Here is a 22354-nt window from a genome sequence, read left to right on the forward strand (position 1 = left end):
CAAATTCTACGACCCGCTTCCCGGCCGCCGCAACGCGCCATTTGTAACACGTTGCAAGCATGCCGAAAGCTTGTCAGGACGTCATGGGGCCAGCCAGGCTTGCGATGCCCAAGTGACAAAAACCATGATCGCCACGGCAATTGCCAGCACGATCAGCAGCCGGCCAAAGCGCGGCGAGCCGTCAGAGCCGGTTGGCAGTCCTTCGCGCGTGTCTTCGCGCTGGTTCATGGGATTGCTTGCTTCGGGTTCGTCTTTCACGGCAGTCCAGTCAGGTAGTGATTCGCAGCCTGGTGAAAAACCTGGCGAGCGGGCCGGGATCGGCCCGTGCGGCAGTTTTTCACCAGCCTGTCATGGCAACAGTATCGTCGAGCCGGTGGTCTTGCGCGACTCCAGGTCGATGTGTGCTTGCGCCACGTCCTTCAGCGCGTAGCGCTGGTTGATCTCGATCTTGACCTTGCCGCTTTCCACCATGGCAAACAGGTTGGCCGCCATCGATTCCAGCGTTTCGCGCTTGGTGATGTGGGAAAACAGCGTGGGACGGGTGATGTACAGCGAACCGCGGTTGGCCAGTTCGTTGAGCGTGAACGCCGGCACCGGGCCCGATGCACTGCCGAAGCTGACCATCATGCCCAGCGGTGACAGGCAGTCGAGCGAACCGGTGAAGGTGTCGGCGCCGATCGAGTCATACACCACCGGCACGCCACGCCCACCCGTGATTTCCTTCACGCGCTCGACGAAATTCTCGGTCTTGTAGTTGATCACGTGGGCGCAGCCATGCGCTTTTGCCACTGCCGCCTTCTCGTCCGAGCCGACGGTACCGATCACGGTCACGCCGATCGCCTTGGCCCACTGGCAGGCGATCAGTCCGACGCCGCCCGCGGCAGCATGGAACAGGATGGTCTCGCCGCCCTTGAGCGGGAAGGTGCGGTTGAACAGGTACTCGACGGTATATCCCTGCAGCATCATCGCGGCTGCGGTCTCGAAACTGATCGAATCCGGCAGCTTGACCAGGAACGCGGCCGGCATGGTGCGCGCCTCTGCATAGGCTCCCGGCGGGCGGCCGGCATAGGCCACGCGATCGCCCGGCTTCACATGGGTCACGCCCTCGCCCACTGCTTCGACTGTCCCGGCGCCTTCCATGCCCAGCCCTGCGGGCAGCGGCTGCTTGTACAGGCCGGTGCGGAAATAGACGTCAATGTAGTTCAGGCCGCAGGCGGCGTGGCGCACCAGCGCTTCGCCCGGTCCCGGCTGGCCGAGTTCGACATCGACGTACTCCATCACTTCGGGGCCGCCGTTCCTGGTAATGCGGATCGCTTTCGTCATCGTGGTCTCGCTTCTATGTGTTTTTGTGCTGGTTGTGTTTGTTGCTGTTCAGGAAGCGTCGCTGCAGACGGCCAAGCGCAGGTTCATGCTGCCCGCGCCTGCCGACCGCCTGCATCAGAGGGTGCCGGGAAAGGCGCCGCCGTCGAGCAGGATATTCTGGCCGATCATGTAACCTGCCTGCGCGCTGCACATGAACGCGCAGGTGGCGCCGAATTCCTCGACGGTGCCGAAGCGCCTGGCCGGATTGGCGTTGCGGCGTGCGGCAGCCACTTCCTCGACGGTCTTGCCGCCGGTCTTGGCCACGTTGGCGAGGTTGGACCTCAGGCGGTCGGTTTCGAACGGGCCTGGCAGCAGGTTGTTGATCGTGACGTTATTCGCTGCGACCTGGCGCGACAGGCCGGCGACGAAACCGGTGAGGCCGGCGCGGGCGCCGTTCGACAGGCCCAGGTTGGCGATCGGCGCCTTGACGGCGCCGGAGGTGATGTTGACGATGCGGCCGAACTTGCGCGCAATCATGCCGTCGACAGTGGCCTTGATCAGTTCGATCGGGGTCAGCATGTTGGCGTCGAGCGCGGCGATCCAGTCCTTGCGCTCCCAATCGCGGAAGTCGCCGGGCGGCGGACCGCCGGCATTGTTGACCAGGATGTCAGGATCGGGGCAGGCAGCCAATGCCTGCGCACGGCCTTCCGGCGTGGTGATGTCGCAGGCAACTGCCTGCACGGTGGCGCCGGTTGCGGCCGCCATGGCGCGAATTTCCTGCGCGGTTTTTTCCAGGTCGGCAGCGGTGCGGGCAACGATCGTCACATGCACCCCTTCCATCGCCAGCGCCTCGGCACAGGCGCGCCCCAGGCCCTTGCTTGCGCCGCATACCAGCGCTTTTTTTCCACGAATTCCGAGATCCATATCAGCTCCTAAGCTTTCTTTTTTGACAGTAGATAGATGCCGACCAGCACCAGCGAGGTGCCGGTCAGCTGGATGGCCGTGATTGGTTCATCCAGAAACATTGCGCCCATGAACAGGGTCGAAACCGGGCCAACCATGCCGGCCTGCGATGCAGTCGGCGCGCCGATCCGCTCCACAGCGATCATGGTAATGAAAACCGGCAGCACTGTGCACAGCACCGAATTCATGATCGACAGCACATACACCGGCACCGGTTGCACCAGCATGTCCAGCGGCCGCAGCAACAGGAATTGCACTATGCAGGCAACGCACGACACGCACATCGCATACGCCACCAGCCGCATCGCGCCGACCCGGCGCACCAGTTCGCCTGACAGTATCAGGTACACCGCATAGGTGATCGCGCTGGCGAGGACGAAGCCGCTGCCAAGCACGACATCCGAGCCGCCGGCCCGGACGTCGTGCAGGAATACCAGCACGGTTCCGGCGTAAGACGTCATCAGCGCCAGCCACTCGATCATGCCAATGCGTTTCTTGAGGAAGAGTACCGATAGCAGCAGCACGAAGGACGGCGTCAGGAACAGGATCAGCCGCTCCAGCCCGGCAGATATGTATTGCAGGCCGATGAAGTCGAGGAAGCTCGACAGGTAATAGCCGATCAGCCCCAGGAAGATCACGCGCAGGCGGTCGCCGGCGGACAGCGGTTTCGAACTGCGCGCCTTCCAGAATGCGACAGCAGCGAAAAAGGGCACGGAAAAGATCATCCGGAAACCGATCAGGGTCACCGCGTCAACATCGTACCGGTAGATCAACTTGGCGAAGATCGCCTTGGCCGAAAAGAGGACGGCGCCGATGATGGCGATGGCGAGGCCGATGAGGAATTCGCGACGGGCTTGCGGCGATGCGGTACTTGTCATCGCGCAATTGTACGGGATGGCGCGAATTGGGGTTGGTCGCAGGCCGGGCGACCCGCACCGCCGCTACCCCACGCCACTCCGCGCTACTTCCCCGCTACTCCCCGCTACTTCCTTCTCAACAACGACCCCAGCACCCCGCGAACTATTTCCCGCCCGACCGACGAGCCGATCGATCGCGCTGCCGATTTCACAACGGCTTCCACGATCGTGTCCTTGCGGCGCGACCCCTGGCCACCGAACAGATCGCCCAGGACATCCTGCATCCGGTCGCCCAGGCTCGGGCCTTCCGGGGCGGTGCCGGACGGTGGCACCGGCTGTTCCTGCCCGGCGGAACCGGACCTGCCCCACTGCTCCTCCGGACGCGTAGCCGGCGCTTCCCGGTTCCCGGCCGGCGCAGCCGGCTGCGTCCTCACCACCCTGCCCTTCAGCTTTTCGTAGGCGGACTCGCGATCCACCGTCTGCTCATACACGCCGGCCACCACCGATTGCGCAATCAGCTCCTTGCGCTCCTCCGCAGTCAGGGGCCCGATGCGCGACGCCGGCGGCACGATGTAGGCGCGCTCGACGATGGTGGGCCTGCCCTTCTCGTCAAGAAAGGACACCAGCGCCTCGCCCACGCCCAGCTCCGTGATCACCTGCGCCGTGTCGAGCTTCGGATTAGGCCGGAAGGTCTCGGCCGCCGCCTGCACCGCTTTCTGGTCGCGCGGCGTATAGGCGCGCAGCGCATGCTGCACCCGGTTGCCCAACTGGCCCAGCACCGTGTCCGGAATGTCGAGCGGATTCTGGGTCACGAAATATACGCCCACGCCCTTGGAGCGGATCAGGCGCACCACCTGCTCGATCTTTTGCAGCAAGGTGCGCGGCGCTTCGGCAAACAGCAGGTGCGCCTCGTCGAAGAAAAACACCAGCTTGGGCTTGTCGAGGTCGCCTACCTCGGGCAGGCGCTCGTACAGCTCCGACAGCATCCACAGCAGGAAAGTCGAATACAGCCGCGGTGACTGCATCAGCTTGTCGGCGGCCAGGATGTTGACCAACCCGCGCCCCTGGGCGTCGGTTTGCAGCAGGTCGTCGATATTGAGCATCGGTTCGCCGAAGAACACGTCGCCGCCCTGCTCCTCCATGCCCAGCAAGCCGCGCTGTATGGCGCCGACGCTGGCGGCCGAGATGTTGCCGTATTCGGTCTGGAAGGTGGCCGCGTTCTCGCCGACGTGCTGCAGCATGGCCCGCAAATCCTTCAGGTCCAGCAACAGCAGGCCCTGGTCGTCGGCGATCTTGAATGCCAGCTGGAGCACGCCGCCCTGGGTCTCGTTCAGGTTCAGCATGCGCGACAGCAGCAGCGGACCGAGGTCGGAAATGGTGGCGCGCACAGGGTGGCCCTGTTCGCCGAACACGTCCCAGAAGGTCACCGGGGAGCCGGCCCACGCCGGCTCGGCCAGCCCCAGCGACTTGATCCGGGCGGACAGCTTGGGAGTGGCTGTTCCCGGCTTTGCGATGCCGGACAGATCGCCTTTGACATCGGCCATGAACACCGGCACGCCGATATCGGACAATGCCTGTGCCAGCACCTGCAGGGTGACAGTCTTGCCAGTGCCGGTGGCGCCGGTAATGCAGCCGTGGCGGTTGGCCAGTTGCGGCAGCAGGGCCAGGTCGTGTTCGGGGTTCTTCGCGATCAGCAGGGGTTGGGTCATGTTTTTCGGGCCTTGACGGAGTCGGTCCGGAGGGGGCGGTATGCTAGAATCGCCCTCCGAATTGCGGTGAAACTACAGGTTTTTTTCGATTCGGCGCACGGTTTTCGGCGTTCGTTCAATACGCCGTTTTGTATCACATGTTCGGGGAAATTCGTCATGGCTGGACACAGCAAATGGGCCAATATCAAGCATAAGAAGGCCGCCACCGATGCCAAGCGCGGCAAGGTCTGGACCCGCCTGATCAAGGAAATCACCGTTGCAGCCCGGATGGGCGGCGCCGACATCGGCGCCAATCCGCGTCTGCGGCTGGCGGTGGACAAGGCAGCCGACGCCAATATGCCCAAGGACAACGTGACTCGCGCGATCCAGCGCGGGACCGGCGGACTGGACGGCGCCAACTATGAAGAAATCCGCTACGAAGGCTACGGCATCAACGGTGCCGCCATCATCGTCGACTGCATGACCGACAACCGGGTGCGCACCGTGGCCGAAGTGCGGCACGCGTTCTCCAAGTTTGGCGGCAACATGGGCACCGAAGGTTCGGTGGCGTTCCTGTTCAAGCACTGCGGGCAGTTGTTCTATGCCCCCGGCACCGATGAAGACACGCTGATGGAAGCCGCGCTCGAAGCCGGCGCCGAAGACGTGATCACGGACGACGAAGGCGGGCTGGAAGTCATCTGCGGCCCGCACGACCTGACCGACATCCGTGAAAAGCTGGAAAAGGCCGGGTTCAAGCCGGAACTGGCCGAAGTCACGATGAAGCCGGCGACCGAAACCGTGTTTACCGGCGACGACGCCCTGAAGATGCAGAAGCTGCTCGACGCCCTGGAAAACCTGGACGACGTGCAAGAGGTCTACACCAACGCGGTCATCGAAGAAGAATAAGCCCCCGGGCCTGGTCCACAAGCACCATGTTCACCACAAATGCAACGATCCGAACTAACCAATAATCAGCACTCCATGAATATTCTTGTCGTAGGATCAGGTGGCCGTGAACATGCGCTGGCCTGGAAGCTGGCACAGTCCGAGCGCATCCAGATGGTCTATGTGGCGCCGGGCAACGGCGGCACCCAACTCGATTCGCGCCTGCGCAACGTACCCATCACCGATCCCAAGTTACTGGCGGAGTTTGCACGGAAAGAACATATCGGCCTGACCGTGGTCGGTCCGGAGGGGCCGCTGGCCGCCGGCATCGTCAACGTGTTCCGCGAGCAGGGCCTGAAGATCTTCGGGCCAACAAAGGAAGCTGCGCAACTGGAGAGCTCGAAGGATTTTGCCAAGGCCTTCATGCAGCGGCACAACATCCCGACCGCCCGCTACCAGACCTTCTCCGAGGTCGCGGCAGCCCACGACTACGTGCAGCAACAGGGCGCGCCGATCGTGATCAAGGCCGACGGCCTGGCTGCCGGCAAGGGCGTGGTCGTGGCCATGACGCTGGAAGAAGCGCATGCCGCAGTCGACATGATGCTGTCCGACAACCGCCTGGGCGACGCCGGCGCGCGCGTGGTGATCGAGGAATTCCTGGCCGGCGAGGAAGCCAGTTTCATCGTGATGGTGGATGGCAAGAACATCCTGCCGCTGGCCACCAGCCAGGACCACAAGCGACTGAAAGACCACGACGAAGGCCCGAATACGGGCGGCATGGGCGCCTATTCGCCAGCGCCGATCGTGACGCCGGCGATGCATGCGCGGGTGATGCGCGAAATCATCGTGCCAACGGTGCAGGGCATGGCCAAGGACGGCATCCCGTTCACCGGCTACCTGTACGCCGGCCTGATGATCGACAGCCAGGGCAATCCGCGCACGCTGGAATTCAACTGCCGCATGGGCGACCCGGAGACGCAGCCGATCATGGCGCGCCTGAAGACCGACCTGGTCGGCGTGATGGAGCATGCCGTCAACGGCACGCTGGATGCGGTTGAACTGGAATGGGACCGCCGCACCGCGCTGGGCGTGGTGATGGCAGCAGCCGGCTATCCGGATGCGCCGCGCAAGGATGACGTGATCACCGGCATTCCGGCCGAGACGGCGGACTGCGTGACCTTCCATGCCGGCACCACCATCAAGGACGGCGCACTGGTGACGTCGGGCGGACGCGTGCTGTGCGTGGTTGGCCTGGGCGACAGCGTGCGCATGGCGCAGAAAAGCGCGTACGAGGCGGTGGACAAGATCCATTTCGACGGAGCGCAGTTCCGCCGCGACATCGGCTGGCGCGCCCTGAAACGACTCTGAAAAGGCGGTACCCGGGGAAGTCCGGGGATCAAGTCCGGGGATCAATACAGCGTCCGCGCAGGCAGCTTGGATTACAGCTTGTGTTACAGCTTGGGTACAATCGCGGCAATCCCCCTGAATTCCTGGTCCCCTGATGCCATCATCGCCATTTCCACTCGCCGTAAAGAACTACCTGCTCGACTTGCAGACGCGTATCGTCGAAGGACTTGAAGCCGTCGATGGCGGGCAATTCGCAACCGATGCCTGGCAACGGCCTGAAGGGGGCGGCGGAATCAGCCGCGTGATCGAGGAAAGCGCGGTCTTCGAGCGCGGCGGCGTCAACTTCTCCCACGTCATGGGCAAGAGCCTGCCGCCTTCGGCCGCAGCCAACCGCCCGGAAATCGCCGGCCGCAACTGGGAAGCGATGGGCGTGTCGCTGGTGCTGCACCCGCGCAACCCCTATGTGCCGACGGTCCACATGAACGTTCGCTTTTTCGTCGCGAGCGCAGAAGGAAAGGAACCGGTCTGGTGGTTCGGCGGCGGGATGGACCTGACGCCCTATTATGGTTTTGAAGAAGACGCCCGCCATTTCCATCAAACCTGCCGCGATGCGCTGGCGCCCTTCGGGCCGGATCTGCATCCGCGTTTCAAGCAGTGGTGCGACGACTACTTCTACCTGAAGCACCGCCAGGAAGCGCGTGGCGTAGGCGGGATTTTCTTCGACGACTTCAACGCCCTTGGCTTCGAACAGAGCTTTGCGATGACGAAGAGCGTGGGGGATCACTTCCTGCCGGCCTACCGCCCGCTGCTGGAAAAACGCAAGGAAATGCCCTACGGCGAGCGCGAACGCGACTTCCAGGCCTACCGGCGCGGGCGCTACGTCGAATTCAATCTGGTGTTCGACCGTGGTACCCTGTTCGGCCTTCAGTCCGGCGGACGCACCGAATCCATACTGATGTCGCTCCCGCCTGTCGTCAAATGGCGCTATGACTGGCATCCGGAACCGGGCACGCCCGAGGCGCTCCTGTATACTGATTTCCTTCCGCACCGGGATTGGCTGGCGTGAACAAGCCGCCAGTCGTGCTGCTGATGGGAGGCAGCTTCGATCCGGTGCACAATGGACATGTTGCAGTAGCGGGCTATTTCATCAAGCTGCTGGCACCTGACGCATTGCGGCTGGTGCCAGCCGGCGATCCCTGGCAGAAGGGTGCGCTGGTGGCGCCCGCAGCCGATCGCGTGGCAATGCTGCGCCTGGCCTTCGAACGCCAGCCGGTGCCGGTAGTGATCGATGAGCAGGAAATACGCCGCAGCGATGGCAGCTATACGGTCAACACCCTGCGCTCGCTGCGTGCCGAACTGGGCCCGGATGCATCGCTGGCCTGGATCATGGGCGCCGACCAGCTGGAGAAATTCGATACCTGGCGCGAGTGGCGCTCGCTGTTCGACCTTGCGCATTTTTGCGTCGCATCCCGGCCCGGCTATTCGCTGGAACAGGCCCGGCTGCCGGCAGAAGTGGCAAAAGAGTTTTCGCGGCGGCTGGGGTCCGCCGCACAAATGCGTGACTGCGCGCATGGCCTGACCCTGTTTGCATCGAATCTTTCGTTTGACATGTCGTCTACCGGATTGCGGGCCGCGCTGGCGCGCGGCGAACGTCCGGCGCAGGCACTGCCCCCCACGGTGCTAGACTATATTCAACAACAACATCTATATCAAAGCTAATGGACATCAAAAAACTGCAAGCCCTCGTCATCGACGCCCTCGAAGATGTCAAGGCACAAGAAATCGCCGTGTTCGACACCTCCCACCTGACAGCATTGTTCGACCGGGTGGTGATCGCCTCCGGTACGTCCAACCGCCAGACCAAGGCATTGGCCGCGTCCGTACGCGACAAGGTAAAGGCGGCCGGCGGCACGGTGGTGAGCATGGAGGGCGAAGGGACTGGTGAATGGGTGCTGGTGGACTTGGGCGACATGATCGTCCACATCATGCAACCTGCCATTCGCGCCTATTACCGCCTGGAGGAAATCTGGGGCGACAAGCCGGTAAAGTTCGGCGCCGCCAAGCGCGCGAGCAAAGCCGTTACAGCTGAAGCAGAAGCCAAGCCACGCCGCCGCCACATCGTGGGTGCCGTTGGCGAGACCACTGAAGCCGCTGCACCAACGGCAGCACGCAAGACTGCGGCGCGCAAGACCCCCGCAACGGCCGAAGGCGGCGCTGCCAGGGCTGAAACCGCGACGGCGATCAAGACGGCCAGGAAGACGGCGCCAAAGACTGCTGTAAAGACGGCTGCAAAGACAGCTACGAAGACGGCCGCCAAGACTGCAGCCAAATCCAGCGCACCGCGCAAGACCGCTGCCAAGAAACCACCCGTCGGCAGGACCGTCAAAGTGTCGATCAGCAAGAGCGCCTCTGCCGGAAAAGCAGCGGCCAAGCGCGCAGCCGAGCGCTGATCTGCACACTACCCGCTCGCTGCCCTCATGCAACTGGTAATTGCCGCGGTCGGCCACAAGATGCCGGCCTGGATCGAAGCGGGCTTCCAGGAATACGCCAAGCGCATGCCGGCCGAGTGCCGGATCGTGTTACGCGAGGTCAAGCCGGTAGAGCGCTCGGGCAGCAGGACTGCCGAAACCGTAATGGCGCAGGAGCGCAGCCGCATAGAAGCCGTGGTGCCCAAAGGCTCGCGCGTGGTGGCGCTGGACGAGCACGGCCTTGACCTCACCACGCTGCAAATCGCCGACAAGCTCAAAATGTGGCAGCAGGAACGCGGCGATGTTACATTCGTCATCGGTGGCGCAGACGGACTGGATGCCGGATTCAAGAAGAGCGCGGACCTGCTGCTGCGCGTGTCGAGCCTGACCCTGCCGCATGGCATGGTGCGCGTGCTGCTCGCGGAACAGTTGTACCGTGCCTGGTCCATCACCCAAAACCATCCCTATCACCGCCCGACTCTCTGAAGCAATCACGGATGAAACCCGCCGACCAGAAAATTTACCTGGCATCTAAAAGCCCACGCCGGCGTGAACTGCTAAGACAGGTCGGCATTGAATTCGAATTGCTGATGCTGCGCGAAAGCGCAGGCCGCGGACCCGAGGTCAGCGAAGAAGTGATCGCTGGCGAAGCCGCGTTCGATTATGTTTCCCGGGTTACCCGCGAAAAAGCCGAGTTCGCCGAAAAGGCGATGTACTGGCGCCGCTTGCGGATGCGCCCGATCCTGACGGCCGACACCACGGTCACCATCGATGGCAATATCCTCGGCAAGCCGGCCGATACCGATGAAGCGATCGCCATGCTGAGCACGCTGTCGGGGCGCACCCATCAGGTGATGACCAGCGTGGCGATCAAGACGGCAGACGGATTCTGGCAGGCCACGCAAGTATCGAGCGTGAGCTTCGCCCGCCTGAGCGAGCAACAGATCCTTCACTACTGTTCGCTGCCCGAGCCTTACGACAAGGCCGGCGGCTACGGCATACAGGGATACGCCGCCGCATTCATTACGGAAATCCAGGGCAGCTACTCCGGCATCATGGGTTTGCCGCTGTACGAAACGACACAACTACTCCAACAGGCAGGCATCGGCAACCTATGACCGAAGATATCCTGATCAATGTCACACCGCAGGAAACCCGGGTCGCGCTGATATTGCAGGGCGCGGTACAGGAGCTGCATGTTGAGCGCACCAGTTCGCGTGGCCGCACCGGCAACGTGTATCTCGGACGCGTTGCGCGGGTGCTGCCGGGCATGCAATCCGCCTTCATCGACATTGGCCTGGAGCGCGCCGCCTTCCTGCACGTGGCCGACATCTGGGAAGCGCGCCCGCGCGACGGCTCCAACACCCCTGCCCAGCCGATCGAAAAGCTGCTGTTCGACGGCCAGAGCGTGATGGTGCAGGTGATCAAGGACCCGATCGGCACCAAGGGCGCGCGGCTGTCCACGCAGATTTCGATTGCCGGGCGCATGCTGGTCTATCTGCCCCAGGATCCGCACATCGGCATTTCGCAACGCATTGAAAAAGAAGCGGACCGCGATGCGCTGCGCGAACGCATGCAGCGCCTGCAGCCGCCCGACGAAAAAGGCGGCTATATCGTCCGCACGATGGCCGAGGATGCGCCCGAACTCGACCTCCAGATGGACATCGAATACCTGCGCAAGACCTGGGGCGCGATAACCCAGCAAGCCAGGAGCCGTCCCGCGCCGACACTGCTGTACCAGGACCTGAGCCTGGCGCAGCGGGTACTGCGCGACTTCGTGCATGACGAGACATCGAGCATCCAGGTCGACTCGCGCGAGAACTTCATCAAGCTGCACGAATTTGCAAGCACCTACACGCCGTCGGTATTGCCCAAGCTGACGCACTACACTGGCGAGCGGCCGCTGTTCGACCTGTACTCGGTGGAAGAAGAAATCGAACGCGCGCTGGGCCGGCGCGTCGACCTGAAATCGGGCGGTTACCTGATCATTGACCAGACCGAGGCGATGACGACCATCGACGTCAACACCGGCAGCTATGTCAGCGGCCGCAATTTCGATGACACGATATTCAAGACCAACCTGGAGGCGGCGCAAGCGATCGCGCGCCAGCTGCGGCTGCGCAACCTGGGCGGCATCATCATCCTCGACTTCATCGACATGGAAAATGCCGAGCACCGCACTGCAGTGCTGGCCGAGCTGAACAAGGCGCTTGCGCGCGACCGCACGCGGATGTCGGTGTCGGGTTTCTCTGCGCTGGGGCTGGTTGAAATGACCCGCAAGCGCACGAGGGAATCGCTGGCGCATATCCTGTGCGAGCCCTGCCCGGCCTGCGCCGGCAAGGGTCAGGTCAAGACAGCGCGTACCGTGTGCTATGAAATCCTGCGCGAACTGCTGCGCGAGGCGAAGCAGTTCAATCCGAAAGAGTTCCGCATCCTGGCGTCACAGTTGGTGATCGACCTGTTCCTGGAAGAAGAATCGCAGCACCTGGCCATGCTGGGCGACTTCGTCGGCAAGCCGATATCGCTGCAAGTCGAGGGACTGTTCCATCAGGAGCAGTACGACATCATCCTGATGTAGCCGGCGCCAGGCCCGCAGGCTCCAAGGACCACAGGCCTGAAAGGTCAAAGGATCAAGGGATCAAGGGATCAAGGGATCAAGGATCCCTCGCCCGCTGTCCCCCGCGTGCGCGGCCAGGGACGGCACAAGCCCGCTATCCGCCCCACCAGCCGCGCCAGGTATCTCGGCTGCGGCAGCAGCAGGCGCGGCAGCAAGGTCAGCAGCGCCAGCAACAATGTCTTCCACCGCAGCCGGCTGGCCTGCGCAATGCCAAAATGCTTGTGCTCGAAAACCAGCTTCGACTGCGCATGGTGATAGCCGCGAATGAATTCCGACTTCAGCGGTGCCGGGCCTTTTACCGATCCGCGCGACAAATGGGTGATCGTAACGCCCGGCACCAGCACGATCTGCCGGCCGGCGTCGAACACCCGCTGGCACAGGTCTTCATCTTCATAGTAGAGGAAGAAGGTCTCGTCGAAAAACCCGACCTCGCGCATCAAGTCCATGTTCAGCAGCATCGCTGCGCCACAGACAAAGCCGACACAGCAAGGGCCATCCGCCTGCGGTCCGCGCGAATCCCATCTGGTCGACGGCCACCGGTAGCTGACTTCCGGCAGGCCGTTGCGGCGTATCAGGTGCGGCGCGAGGATGGCGGCATCCGGGAACTGGTCGGAGGCCGGCAGCAAGGCGTCGAAGAACGCCGCCGTCGGCAGGCAGTCCGGATTCATCAGCAAGGCGTAGCGGGTCGAGACCATGGCGAGCGCCTTGTTGTTGGCCGCGCCGAAGCCGATATTGCGTCCGTTGGCGATCACCGTGACATCCGCCCGCGCCTGCCGGGCCGCACTGATCGTGTCGTCAACGCTGCCGTTGTCCACCAGGATCACGCTCGGCACGGTTCGCAGTCCCTCCATCAGCGCCGGCATGCAGTGTGCGCTGTTGTAGGTGACGATGACGACAGTCAGGTCGGCGATACGGGTCGGGATCATGAATGCGCGACGGCGGCGGCAGCGGCAGCTTGCCGCGGGGTGTCCTTCACTGCTTTCAGTTCCCAGATCAGGTGCGACTGTTCGCCGCTCAGGCGCTCGGTGAGGTTGCGCAGCCTGCGGCCGATACCGGGATTCATGGGTTCGTAAGCGTCGCGCGGATGCACCCACGCCTGCCGCACCAGCTGGAACTGGCCTTTGAAGCCGTACATCCGGCCCAGCACATCCGGCTGGGTGAAGTAGCGATGCGTCTTGCGTGTGATGATGTTGACGTGGGTCGGATCGCGCAATGCCTTTTCGGAGGGAAAAGCAGGGGTGATCGCATACAGCAGTCCGTCCGGCTTCAGCACCCGCCAGATCTCGCTCATCAGTTCCACGAAGGGAAAGCGCGAGGTGTTCGAGGCATAGTCGAGGGCGACGCGCGGAATGTGCTCGAAGAAATCATAGGCCGAGACCGAGTCGAAGCTGTCGTCCGCGAACGGAATCGGCTGGGTCGCCAGGTTGGCTCCGATCACGGTCGCGCCTGAAGGATCGGCTTCCCTGGCGCGGATGTCGATGCCAAACAAGGTTTCGTATCCGTAGGGATTCTTGGGTTTGAGGCCGCAGCCCAGGTCGAGATGTGTGCGCTGTTCAGGCATGGATGATTGTCGGTATCAGGGATGGCTGCTTCATTTGCGCGGAACTCGGCCCATCAGGAAAAACTCGTCGTTGGGCCGCATGGAGAATGCATTCGCGATCCGGTTCGACATGCCGAAGAAAGCGGTGATGGCCGCGATGTCCCAGATGTCCTCATCCCCGAAACCGTGCTGGCGCAGGGTGGCATGGTCCTGGTCGCTGATCGACTGCGAATCGAGGCAGACCTTGATCGCGTAGTCCAGCATCGCGTGCTGGCGCGGCGTGATGTCGGCCTTGTGGTGATTGACCGCAACCTGGTCCGCCAGCAACGGGTTCTTCGAGTAGATCCGCAGCAATGCGCCATGGGCAACGACGCAGTACAGGCATTGGTTGCGGGCGCTGGTCGCGGTGACGATCATCTCGCGGTCGGCCTTGGTCAGGGTGCAGGTTTCCTTCAGCATCAGCGCATCGTGATACGCGAAGAAGGCGCGAAACTCGGCCGGCCGGCGCGCCAGCGTGAGGAATACATTCGGCACGAATCCGGCCTTCTCCTGCACCGCCAGGATGATGCTGCGGATATCCTCGGGAAGATCGGCCAGTTCGGGCATGGGAAAACGCGAGATCGGGGCAATGGCGCTCATGACGAAAGCTCCTCGGTAAATTGAAGACGATAGAGACTGGCATACACGCCATTCTGCTCCAGCAGCCTGGCGTGCGATCCGGTTTCAACGATACGCCCTTCGACCAGCACCACAATGCGGTCGGCGCGCTCGATGGTGGAGAGCCGATGGGCAATGACCAGCGTGGTGCGTCCGCGCATCAGCGCTTCCAGCGCTGCCTGCACTGCCCGCTCGGATTCGGTGTCAAGCGCGGACGTCGCTTCGTCAAGGATCAGGATCGGCGCGTCCTTGTAGATGGCGCGGGCAATGGCGACGCGCTGGCGCTGCCCGCCGGACAGGCGGCTGCCGTTGTCGCCAATGCGCGTCTGCAAACCCTCCGGCAGGCCGGCGATCACATCCTGCAGGTATGCCGCCTGGGCTGCGGCCAGCACCCGCGCCGGATCCGGCGCCTCGTCGCCATAGGCGATATTGGACGCCAGCGTATCGTCGAACAGGACGACATTCTGGCTGACCATCGCGATCTGGCTGCGCAGGCTGGCCAGCGACAACGCGCCAATCGGCCGGCCGTCGAGCCGGATCTCGCCCTCGGTCACGGCAAGGAACTCGGGCACCAGTGCCACCAGCGTGGACTTGCCGCCGCCGGACATGCCGACGAAGGCGACCGTCTCGCCCGGCTGTATGTGCAAGTCGATGCCGGACAGCGCTGGCCGCGCCTGGCCCGGATAGGTGAAGCCGACGCCAGCGAACTCGATCTCGCCGCGCACGCGCGCCGGCAGCACCTGGCCGCCGGTGCGTTCGGCCGGGGCGTCGATCAGTGCATACACAGCTTCGGACGCGGCCAGGCCCCGCTGCAGCGGGCCGTTCACTTCGGCCAGGCGTTTGAGCGGCGTCAGCAGCATCAGCATGGCGGTGATGAAGGACACGAAGCCGCCGACCGTGGCCTCGCCGCTGGCCGACTGCATCAGCGCGATGACGATCACCAGCGCCACTGCGCAGGCCGCCATCAGCTGCGTGATCGGCACCGTCATGGCCTGGGCGCTGGCCATGCGCATGCTGTAGCGGATCAGTTCACCGGCGCGCTCGCTGAAGCGGCGCCGTTCATATTCCTGGCCGCCGAAAATCTTGATGACTTGTTGCGCGCGCGTGGTCTCTTCGATCACCTGGGTCAGCTCGGCATTTACCGTCAGCAGTCCCTTGGTCAGCCGGCGCACCCGCTTGCCGGTCAGGCGCACCACGATCGCCGTCAGCGGCAGCAGGATCAGCGCGATGAAAGTGAGCCACCAGTTCAGCCACAACAGGAAGCCGAGCAACACGATCACGGTCAGCAGGTCGCGTATCGCCGAGGTCAGTACATTGCGCACCATGTCCACGATCTGCTGGGTCTCGAACATGATCGAGTTGATCACGCCGCCAAAGGAATGATGGACATAAAAACCGGACGGCACGGCAAGCAGGCGCTGGAATATCTGCCCACGCAGCTCGTTCAGCAGCCGGCTGGAGACCCAGGTCATCATGTAGGCCGTGGTGAAGGTCGAGATGCCGCGCAGCACGAAGATGCCGATCACGGCTACCGGCACCATCCACAGCGCAATGGTGGGCTTGGCGACAAAGCCGCGGTCGAGGATCAGCCGCAGCACCGCCGGGAACATCGGCTCGGTCGCCGCGGTGACGATCATGCCGATGAAGGCCACGACCAGCCGCGCCTTGTACGGGGCCAGCATGCGCACTGCGCGCCGGAAGTTTTCAGGTAGTTTCATTCGGTCCTTGCCGGCGGCGCCGGGCTGCGGCTGCCCGCGCCGGCCAGCGGTATGGCCAGCAGGATCATGAACGCGAGCCCGAATACGGCGTCGCGCAGGATGGCATTGAACATGCCGCCGACCAGCAGGGCAATGCCGAGCATGGCCAGCTTCGCGCCCATTTCGCCCCCCAGCCGGGCCGCCACGACAAACTGTACGGCCCAGATCCAGAGCAATCCCGCCAGCCCGATCAGGCCGATCTCGGACAGGTAGAGCAGGTAATCATTGTGCGGGGTGCTGTGCATCGGCGCATTCGTTCCGGTTATCTTCGTCGGGTAATTGTGGATCCAGGTGCCGATCCCGTGTCCGGTCAGGGGCTTTTCCCTGATTACCTCGACCGTGGCGCGGAATATCTCAAGCCGCTCGCCATCGCCGCTGACCCGTTTTCCGGCAGTGAAATTGCGAACATCCTCAATGGTACCGGCAATGCGCTTGCTTACCGCAGGAACCGCTTGCAAAACCAGCAACGCCAGCACGGCTGCGCCGACCACGGCGGCGGCGCGCCGCCAGGAAAACCTGACGGTATTGAACAACACGTACAGGCAAAGCAGGAAAAAAATCAGCAGGCCGCTGCGGGTCCTGGCCAGCATCACTGCCGCCCCGGCGACATAAACGAACTGAACGTAGCCGAGCCAGTGGCGCCGCGGCTTCGACGCCAGGTCGTACAACATCCATCCGGCAGCGACAGCCAGCAATATGCCCAGCAGTATCGACTTGTTGCCGCTGTATTTCACATAACTGGCGAACAGCCAGGACTTGGGCAACAATCCGGCACTGTTGAGATAGAACAGCGTCGCCGCAATCGTGGCGCCGGCATGAAAGAACCGGATCGCGCGCTGTTGCCAGGCACCGGGACCGACGCTGATGAACATCAGCAGGAACAGGTAGTTCTGGTAATGCGCAAAGCCGGACCAGAAATCGCCGTCCGGACGGTCGAGCAACAGCCCGGCGCCGATGCAGATCGCGAGCAGTCCCATGACCGGAGCAAACATCGGGTGCTGGCGGATCGTCACCCACTTGCCGCGCAGGTCGCCGCTTGCCAGCAAGGCGGCGATGAACAGCAGGATGCCGGCGCTGGCGAACGGCTGCGGAAAGAACAGTGCCAGCGGCAAGACCGCAAGGACATGGCGGGCGACCGACGCCCTGAGGCTTTCCTCAGCGTGGTTCGTCATCACTAGTACTCGACCGCCGCATCCTTCGCGCCCAGCCGTTCCATCAAGGACTGCCGCAAGCCGTCCGACGGCGCGACCCGCCATTCATCCGGCCAGCGGATCTCGCAATCGATGCCGTGCTGCGTGTATTGCATCGACAAGGGCAGGCCGCTGTCCGAGCGAAACTGGGTCAGGATGCTCCTGATCTTCTCGAGGTCGGGACGCTCGCTGACCGCGAATGCAAATTTCTTACCGAATTGCGCGCGCGCTGCGGCAATGTCCATCACCTTCTCGGCGGTGATGCGCAGGCCGCCGGAGAAGCGGTCTTCGGATACCTTGCCCTGCACGCACAGGAATTCGTCCTCCTTGAACAGCGCGCGGTTGGCGTCGAGGACTTCGCTGTACACGGTGACTTCGACCACGGCGCTGGCGTCGTCCAGCGACACCACCAGCATGCGGCCGCGCTGGGTCATCTGCGTGCGCAGGCCGGAAATGATGCCGGCCATCATCCGCGGTTCGCGTGCTGGCTGCAGGTCGGCCAGCCGGGTGCGCACGAAGCGGCGGACTTCCTCGGTATAGGCGTTGAACAGATGGCCGGAGAGATAGAAACCGAGCGCGGTCTTTTCTTCGGTCAGGCGCTGCTTCTCGGACCACGGCGGCACCTTGACGTAATCGTGCTTGCCATCCAGTCCGCCATCGTCGCTGCCGAACAGGCTGACCTGGTTGGCTGCGGCTTCTGCCTGTTCCGCACATTCGACTGCGAAGCCGACCGAGGCCAGCAGGATGCCGCGGTCGACCTTGAAGCAGTCAAAAGCGCCGGCACGCACCAGCGCCTCGATCGAGCGCCGGTTGATCTGGCGCTTGTCGACGCGTCTGCAGAAATTGAACAGGTCGGTGAAAGGCCCATCGGCTTCGCGCGCGGCCACGATCGCCTCGATCGCATTCTGGCCGGTGCCCTTGACGGCGCCCAGCCCGTAGCGGATCAGGCGCGCCGGCTTGCCCGGCTTGCCCGGCTCGGCGGCCGGCGTGAAGCGGTAGCTCGACTGGTTGATATCCGGCGGCAGCAGCTTCAGGCCGCAGACGTCGATCGCATCTTCGACCAGGATCTTGATCTTGTCGGTGTCGTCCATCGCCAGCGACAAGTTGGCGGCCATGAACGCTGCCGGATGATGCGCCTTGAGCCAGGCGGTGTAATACGACAGCAGCGCGTAGGCGGCGGCGTGCGACTTGTTGAAGCCGTAGCCGGCGAACTTTTCCATCAGGTCGAAGATCTCGTCGGCCTTGTCTTCCGTCAGGCCGTTCTTCGCCGCGCCGGCGCGGAACAACTGGCGGTGCTCCGCCATCTCTTCCGCCTTTTTCTTGCCCATCGCGCGCCGCAGCAAATCGGCGCCGCCGAGCGAATAGCCGCCGATCACCTGCGCCATCTGCATCACCTGCTCCTGATAGACCATGATGCCGTAGGTCTCGGACAGGATGCCTTCGGTACGCGGATCCGGATACTCGAAGCGTTCGCCGTGCTTGCGGCGGCAGAAGTCGGGAATCAGGTCCATCGGACCCGGGCGGTACAGCGCCACCAGCGCGATGATGTCCTCGAAGCGATCGGGCCGGGCTTCCTTCAGCATGCCCTGCATGCCGCGGCTTTCAAGCTGGAACACGGCAACCGTCCTGGCCTTGGTCAGCAGCTCGTAGGAAGCGCGGTCATCGAGCGGCAGCTTGTCGAGGCTGAAGTCGGCCAGCGCCGGATCGAGCTCCTTGATGTAGCGCACCGCGCGGTCGAGGATGGTCAGCGTGGTCAGGCCCAGGAAATCGAACTTGACCAGGCCGACCGCTTCGACGTCGTCCTTGTCGTATTGCGACACCACGCCAGCGTCGCCGCCCTGCGTGTACAAGGGGCAGAAATCGGTCAGCTTGCCGGGTGCGATCAGCACGCCGCCGGCATGCATGCCGATGTTGCGGGCAATGCCTTCGACCTGCTGGGCGAGGTCCAGCAGCTGCCGCACCTCTTCTTCCTGCTGCTGGCGTTCGGCCAGCATCGGTTCTTCCAGGATGGCGTCGGCGATGGTGACCTGCTTGCCCGGCTTGAACGGAATCAGCTTGGAAATGCCGTCGCAGAAGCTGTAATTGAAATCGAGCACGCGGCCGACGTCGCGCACCGCGCCCTTGGCCGCCATGGTGCCGAAGGTGGCAATCTGCGACACCGCCTCCTTGCCGTAGCGATCCTTCACGTACTGGATGACGCGATCGCGGCCTTCCTGGCAAAAGTCGATGTCGAAGTCGGGCATCGAGACCCGTTCCGGATTGAGGAAGCGCTCGAACAGCAGGTTGTATTCGAGCGGGTCGAGATCGGTGATGCTCAGCGAGTACGCGACCAGCGAGCCGGCTCCCGATCCGCGGCCCGGCCCGACCGGCACGCCGTTGTTCTTGGCCCACTGGATGAAGTCCGCCACGATCAGGAAGTAGCCGGGAAAACCCATCTTGATGATGGTGTCGGTTTCGAATTTCAGCCGTTCTTCGTAGCGGGGCCGCTGGCGTTCGCGTTCGGCTTCGTCGCGGAACAGGTGCAGCAGGCGCGTCTCCAGCCCGCGCTTGGCCTCCAGCACCAGGTATTCGTCGAGCGAGATGCCGTCCGGCGTCGGGAACAGTGGCAGCCGCGGCCGGCCGAGTTCCAGCACCAGGTTGCAGCGGCGGGCGATTTCAACTGCGTTTTCCAGCGCCCCGGGCAGGTCGGCAAACAGCTCGGCCATCTCGTCCTGCGTCTTGAAGCACTGGTCTTCATTGAAGCGGCGCGCACGGCGCGGATTGGCGAGGATCTCGCCTTCGGCAATGCAGGTGCGCGCTTCGTGCGCGATGAATTCGTCGCGGGAGAGGAACTGCACCGGATGGGTGGCGACCACCGGCAGCCCCAGGCGTCCGGCCAGGGCCACCGCCTGGCGCAGGTGCTGTTCGCCGTTGGGCTGGCCGTAACGCTGCACCTCGATGTAGAAATTGCCCGGGAATACGCGCGCCCAGCGTTCGGCGCAGCGTTCGGCCAGCTCCGGATTGCCATTATCCAGCGCCACGCCGATGTCGCCGGCGTGCGCGCCCGACAACACGACCAGGCCGTCCTCGCCGCCGATTTCCTCCAGCCACTCGGGACGCACTTCGGCGCGGCCGCGGTGCACGTTGGTCAGCCAGGCCCGGCTCAGCAGGTCGCACAGGTACAGATAGCCCTGGCGGCTCTTGGCCAGCAGCAGCAGGCGCGATGGCTTGTCGCGGTCCTGGTCATTGGTGATCCACACATCGCAGCCAGCCACCGGCTTGACGCCGCGGCCACGGGCGGCCTTGTAGAACTTGACCATGCCGAACAGGTTGCCCAAGTCGGTGATGGCCAGCGCAGCCTGGTTGTCCTTTGCTGCCGCCTTGACAACATCGTCGATGCGCACCAGGCCATCGACGATCGAGTATTCGGTGTGCATGCGCAGATGCACAAAGCGGGGCGACTGGGGCGGCGGGGTCTGGACAGGTTCAGGTGCGTTCATGCCGTCATTTTACCCGCGCTGCCGGCCCCGCACCGTCGAAAAATGCGACTTGACAGTGCACGGCGCTTAGCTCCCTGACCAGTCCCGATCTGGCAGCCGCAGCGGATCCGGCGCTGCGGCTTGCCACTGGCATGTTTCTTGATAGTCATCACTTCACGAAGCTCACGGCGGAAAGAACCATGTCTGAATATTTCAATGAAATGCTGGCTGCGGACCAGAGCGCGCGCGCGCACTACGAGGTGTTCCACGAATGGCTGCATGCGCAGACCGCGCTGTCGCTGTCCCGCAAGCGCGCCGAGGCGGACCTGATATTCCGGCGCGTGGGCATTACCTTCGCGGTGTATGGCAGCGATGCGGCTACCGATGCGGGCACCGAACGGCTGATCCCCTTCGATATCATCCCCCGCATCATCCCCACTGCCGAATGGACCCGCCTGGAAGCCGGGCTCAAGCAGCGGGTTCGCGCGCTGAACATGTTCATCCATGACATTTACCATGACCAGAGCATCATCGAGGCCGGCATCGTTCCCGGCGAGCAGATCTTCCGCAATGCACAGTACCGGCCCGAAATGCAGGGTATACCGGTCGCGTCCAGCATCTACGCCCATATCGCCGGGGTAGACATCGTACGGGCCGGCGCCGGCGAGTTCTATGTATTGGAAGACAACCTGCGCGTACCCTCCGGCGTGTCGTACATGCTGGAAGACCGCAAGATGATGATGCGGCTGTTTCCCGAACTGTTCGAGCGTCACAAGGTAGCGCCGGTCGATCATTATCCCGACCTGCTGCTCGACAACCTGCGTTCGGTCGCACCGCAAGGCGTGGCTGATCCCGCGGTCGTCGTCATTACGCCCGGGATGCACAACTCCGCCTATTTCGAGCATGCCTTCCTGGCCCAGCAAATGGGCGTCGAACTGGTCGAAGGACAGGACCTGTTCGTCGATGACAACCACGTCTACATGCGCACCACCCGCGGGCCGCGGCGGGTTGACGTGATCTATCGTCGCATCGACGACGACTTCATCGATCCGCTGGCGTTCCGCCGCGATTCCTCGCTGGGCGTGCCGGGCCTGCTGTCGGTGTATCAATCGGGCCGGGTCACCCTTGCCAATGCAGTCGGCACCGGCGTCGCCGATGACAAGTCGATCTATCCCTACGTGCCGGAAATGATCCGCTTCTACCTTTCGGAAGAACCGATCCTGAACAACGTCCCGACCTTCCAGTGCCGGAAGAAAGACGACCTGGCCTATACGCTGGCGCATCTGCCCGAACTGGTGGTCAAGGAGGTGCATGGCGCTGGCGGCTACGGCATGCTGGTCGGTCCGGCGTCGACCAGGGCGCAGATCGAGTGCTTCCGTGAAAAGATCATCGCCAGGCCGGATGCCTACATCGCCCAGCCAACGCTGGCGCTGTCGGCCTGCCCGACTTTCGTCGAGTCGGGAATCGCCCCGCGCCATATCGACCTGCGTCCGTTCGTCCTGTCCGGGGAAACCACTTCCGTCGTACCCGGCGGACTGACCAGGGTCGCCCTGAGCGAGGGCTCGCTGGTCGTGAACTCGTCGCAGGGCGGCGGTACCAAGGACACCTGGATTCTGGAGCAATGA

Annotated in this window: 20 protein-coding genes; 9 read left to right on the forward strand and 11 right to left on the reverse strand. The window is 63.4% G+C overall.

The window, feature by feature from the left end; genetic code table 11:
* Positions 1-81: 81 nt before the first annotated feature.
* The 5 genes from FVE66_RS20300 to FVE66_RS15585 form a co-directional block, all read right to left on the reverse strand.
* Entirely contained in the window at positions 82-258 is a 177-nt protein-coding gene (locus tag FVE66_RS20300) for a hypothetical protein (protein WP_166454482.1), read from the reverse strand.
* Between the two features lie 90 nt (positions 259-348).
* Positions 349-1323: a quinone oxidoreductase family protein gene (locus tag FVE66_RS15570; protein WP_151448364.1), complete on the reverse strand. Its 975-nt coding sequence runs from the start codon at positions 1321-1323 to the stop codon at positions 349-351.
* Positions 1324-1437: 114 nt separating this feature from the next.
* A complete protein-coding gene (locus FVE66_RS15575) occupies positions 1438-2226 on the reverse strand; it encodes an SDR family oxidoreductase (protein WP_151448365.1) in 789 nt (262 codons plus the stop codon).
* An 8-nt stretch (positions 2227-2234) separates the two neighbouring features.
* Positions 2235-3143, reverse strand: coding sequence for a DMT family transporter (locus FVE66_RS15580; protein WP_151448366.1), 909 nt, complete (start codon positions 3141-3143; stop codon positions 2235-2237).
* A gap of 104 nt (positions 3144-3247) precedes the next feature.
* Positions 3248-4831, reverse strand: a complete 1584-nt coding sequence (locus FVE66_RS15585; RefSeq protein WP_151448367.1) for a helicase HerA-like C-terminal domain-containing protein — start codon at positions 4829-4831, stop codon at positions 3248-3250.
* 156 nt (positions 4832-4987) lie between these two features.
* On the opposite strand from FVE66_RS15585, the gene FVE66_RS15590 reads away from it, so the two are divergent.
* The 8 genes from FVE66_RS15590 (at position 4988) to rng (ending at position 12088) form a co-directional block, all read left to right on the forward strand.
* Positions 4988-5716, forward strand: coding sequence for a YebC/PmpR family DNA-binding transcriptional regulator (locus FVE66_RS15590; protein ID WP_151448368.1), 729 nt, complete (start codon positions 4988-4990; stop codon positions 5714-5716).
* 75 nt (positions 5717-5791) lie between these two features.
* Positions 5792-7063 carry a phosphoribosylamine--glycine ligase gene (gene purD / locus FVE66_RS15595; protein ID WP_151448369.1) on the forward strand — a complete coding sequence of 424 codons (1272 nt, stop codon included), beginning with the start codon at positions 5792-5794 and terminating at the stop codon, positions 7061-7063.
* A 133-nt stretch (positions 7064-7196) separates the two neighbouring features.
* Positions 7197-8108 (forward strand): oxygen-dependent coproporphyrinogen oxidase, encoded by a 912-nt coding sequence (gene hemF / locus FVE66_RS15600; protein WP_151448370.1) that lies wholly within the window; start codon positions 7197-7199, stop codon positions 8106-8108.
* On the forward strand, positions 8105-8761 hold the full coding sequence (locus FVE66_RS15605) for a nicotinate-nucleotide adenylyltransferase (RefSeq protein WP_277753170.1): 657 nt from the start codon (positions 8105-8107) through the stop codon (positions 8759-8761). Before hemF ends, FVE66_RS15605 begins: the two co-directional genes overlap by 4 nt.
* Positions 8761-9492 carry a ribosome silencing factor gene (rsfS, locus tag FVE66_RS15610; RefSeq protein ID WP_151448371.1) on the forward strand — a complete coding sequence of 244 codons (732 nt, stop codon included), beginning with the start codon at positions 8761-8763 and terminating at the stop codon, positions 9490-9492. The genes FVE66_RS15605 and rsfS overlap by 1 nt, the downstream gene beginning before the upstream one ends.
* Before the next feature lie 27 nt (positions 9493-9519).
* Entirely contained in the window at positions 9520-9996 is a 477-nt protein-coding gene (rlmH, locus tag FVE66_RS15615) for a 23S rRNA (pseudouridine(1915)-N(3))-methyltransferase RlmH (RefSeq protein ID WP_151448372.1), read from the forward strand.
* A gap of 11 nt (positions 9997-10007) precedes the next feature.
* Positions 10008-10628: a Maf family protein gene (locus FVE66_RS15620; protein ID WP_151448373.1), complete on the forward strand. Its 621-nt coding sequence runs from the start codon at positions 10008-10010 to the stop codon at positions 10626-10628.
* Positions 10625-12088 (forward strand): ribonuclease G, encoded by a 1464-nt coding sequence (gene rng, locus FVE66_RS15625; protein WP_151448374.1) that lies wholly within the window; start codon positions 10625-10627, stop codon positions 12086-12088. The genes FVE66_RS15620 and rng overlap by 4 nt, the downstream gene beginning before the upstream one ends.
* A 68-nt stretch (positions 12089-12156) precedes the next feature.
* Here the strand turns inward: rng and FVE66_RS15630 are convergent, their stop codons facing one another.
* From FVE66_RS15630 to dnaE, 6 genes are read right to left on the reverse strand one after another with little or no spacing between them, the layout of a single operon-like run.
* Positions 12157-13053, reverse strand: coding sequence for a glycosyltransferase family 2 protein (locus FVE66_RS15630; RefSeq protein WP_151448375.1), 897 nt, complete (start codon positions 13051-13053; stop codon positions 12157-12159).
* Positions 13050-13688 carry a methyltransferase domain-containing protein gene (locus FVE66_RS15635; protein ID WP_151448376.1) on the reverse strand — a complete coding sequence of 213 codons (639 nt, stop codon included), beginning with the start codon at positions 13686-13688 and terminating at the stop codon, positions 13050-13052. The genes FVE66_RS15630 and FVE66_RS15635 overlap by 4 nt, the downstream gene beginning before the upstream one ends.
* Positions 13689-13718: 30 nt before the next feature.
* A complete protein-coding gene (locus tag FVE66_RS15640) occupies positions 13719-14306 on the reverse strand; it encodes a peroxidase-related enzyme (RefSeq protein WP_151448377.1) in 588 nt (195 codons plus the stop codon).
* Entirely contained in the window at positions 14303-16042 is a 1740-nt protein-coding gene (gene msbA, locus FVE66_RS15645; RefSeq protein WP_151448378.1) for a lipid A export permease/ATP-binding protein MsbA, read from the reverse strand. Before msbA ends, FVE66_RS15640 begins: the two co-directional genes overlap by 4 nt.
* Positions 16039-17253, reverse strand: a complete 1215-nt coding sequence (locus FVE66_RS15650; RefSeq protein ID WP_161993303.1) for an O-antigen ligase family protein — start codon at positions 17251-17253, stop codon at positions 16039-16041. The genes msbA and FVE66_RS15650 overlap by 4 nt, the downstream gene beginning before the upstream one ends.
* A 2-nt stretch (positions 17254-17255) precedes the next feature.
* Complete coding sequence (dnaE, locus tag FVE66_RS15655) at positions 17256-20750, reverse strand: DNA polymerase III subunit alpha (protein ID WP_151448380.1); 3495 nt, start codon at positions 20748-20750, stop codon at positions 17256-17258.
* 179 nt (positions 20751-20929) lie between these two features.
* On the opposite strand from dnaE, the gene FVE66_RS15660 reads away from it, so the two are divergent.
* A complete protein-coding gene (locus FVE66_RS15660; RefSeq protein ID WP_151448381.1) occupies positions 20930-22354 on the forward strand; it encodes a circularly permuted type 2 ATP-grasp protein in 1425 nt (474 codons plus the stop codon).

This window comes from Lacisediminimonas profundi (genome assembly GCF_008831265.1).
GTDB classification, from domain to species: domain Bacteria; phylum Pseudomonadota; class Gammaproteobacteria; order Burkholderiales; family Burkholderiaceae_D; genus Lacisediminimonas; species Lacisediminimonas profundi.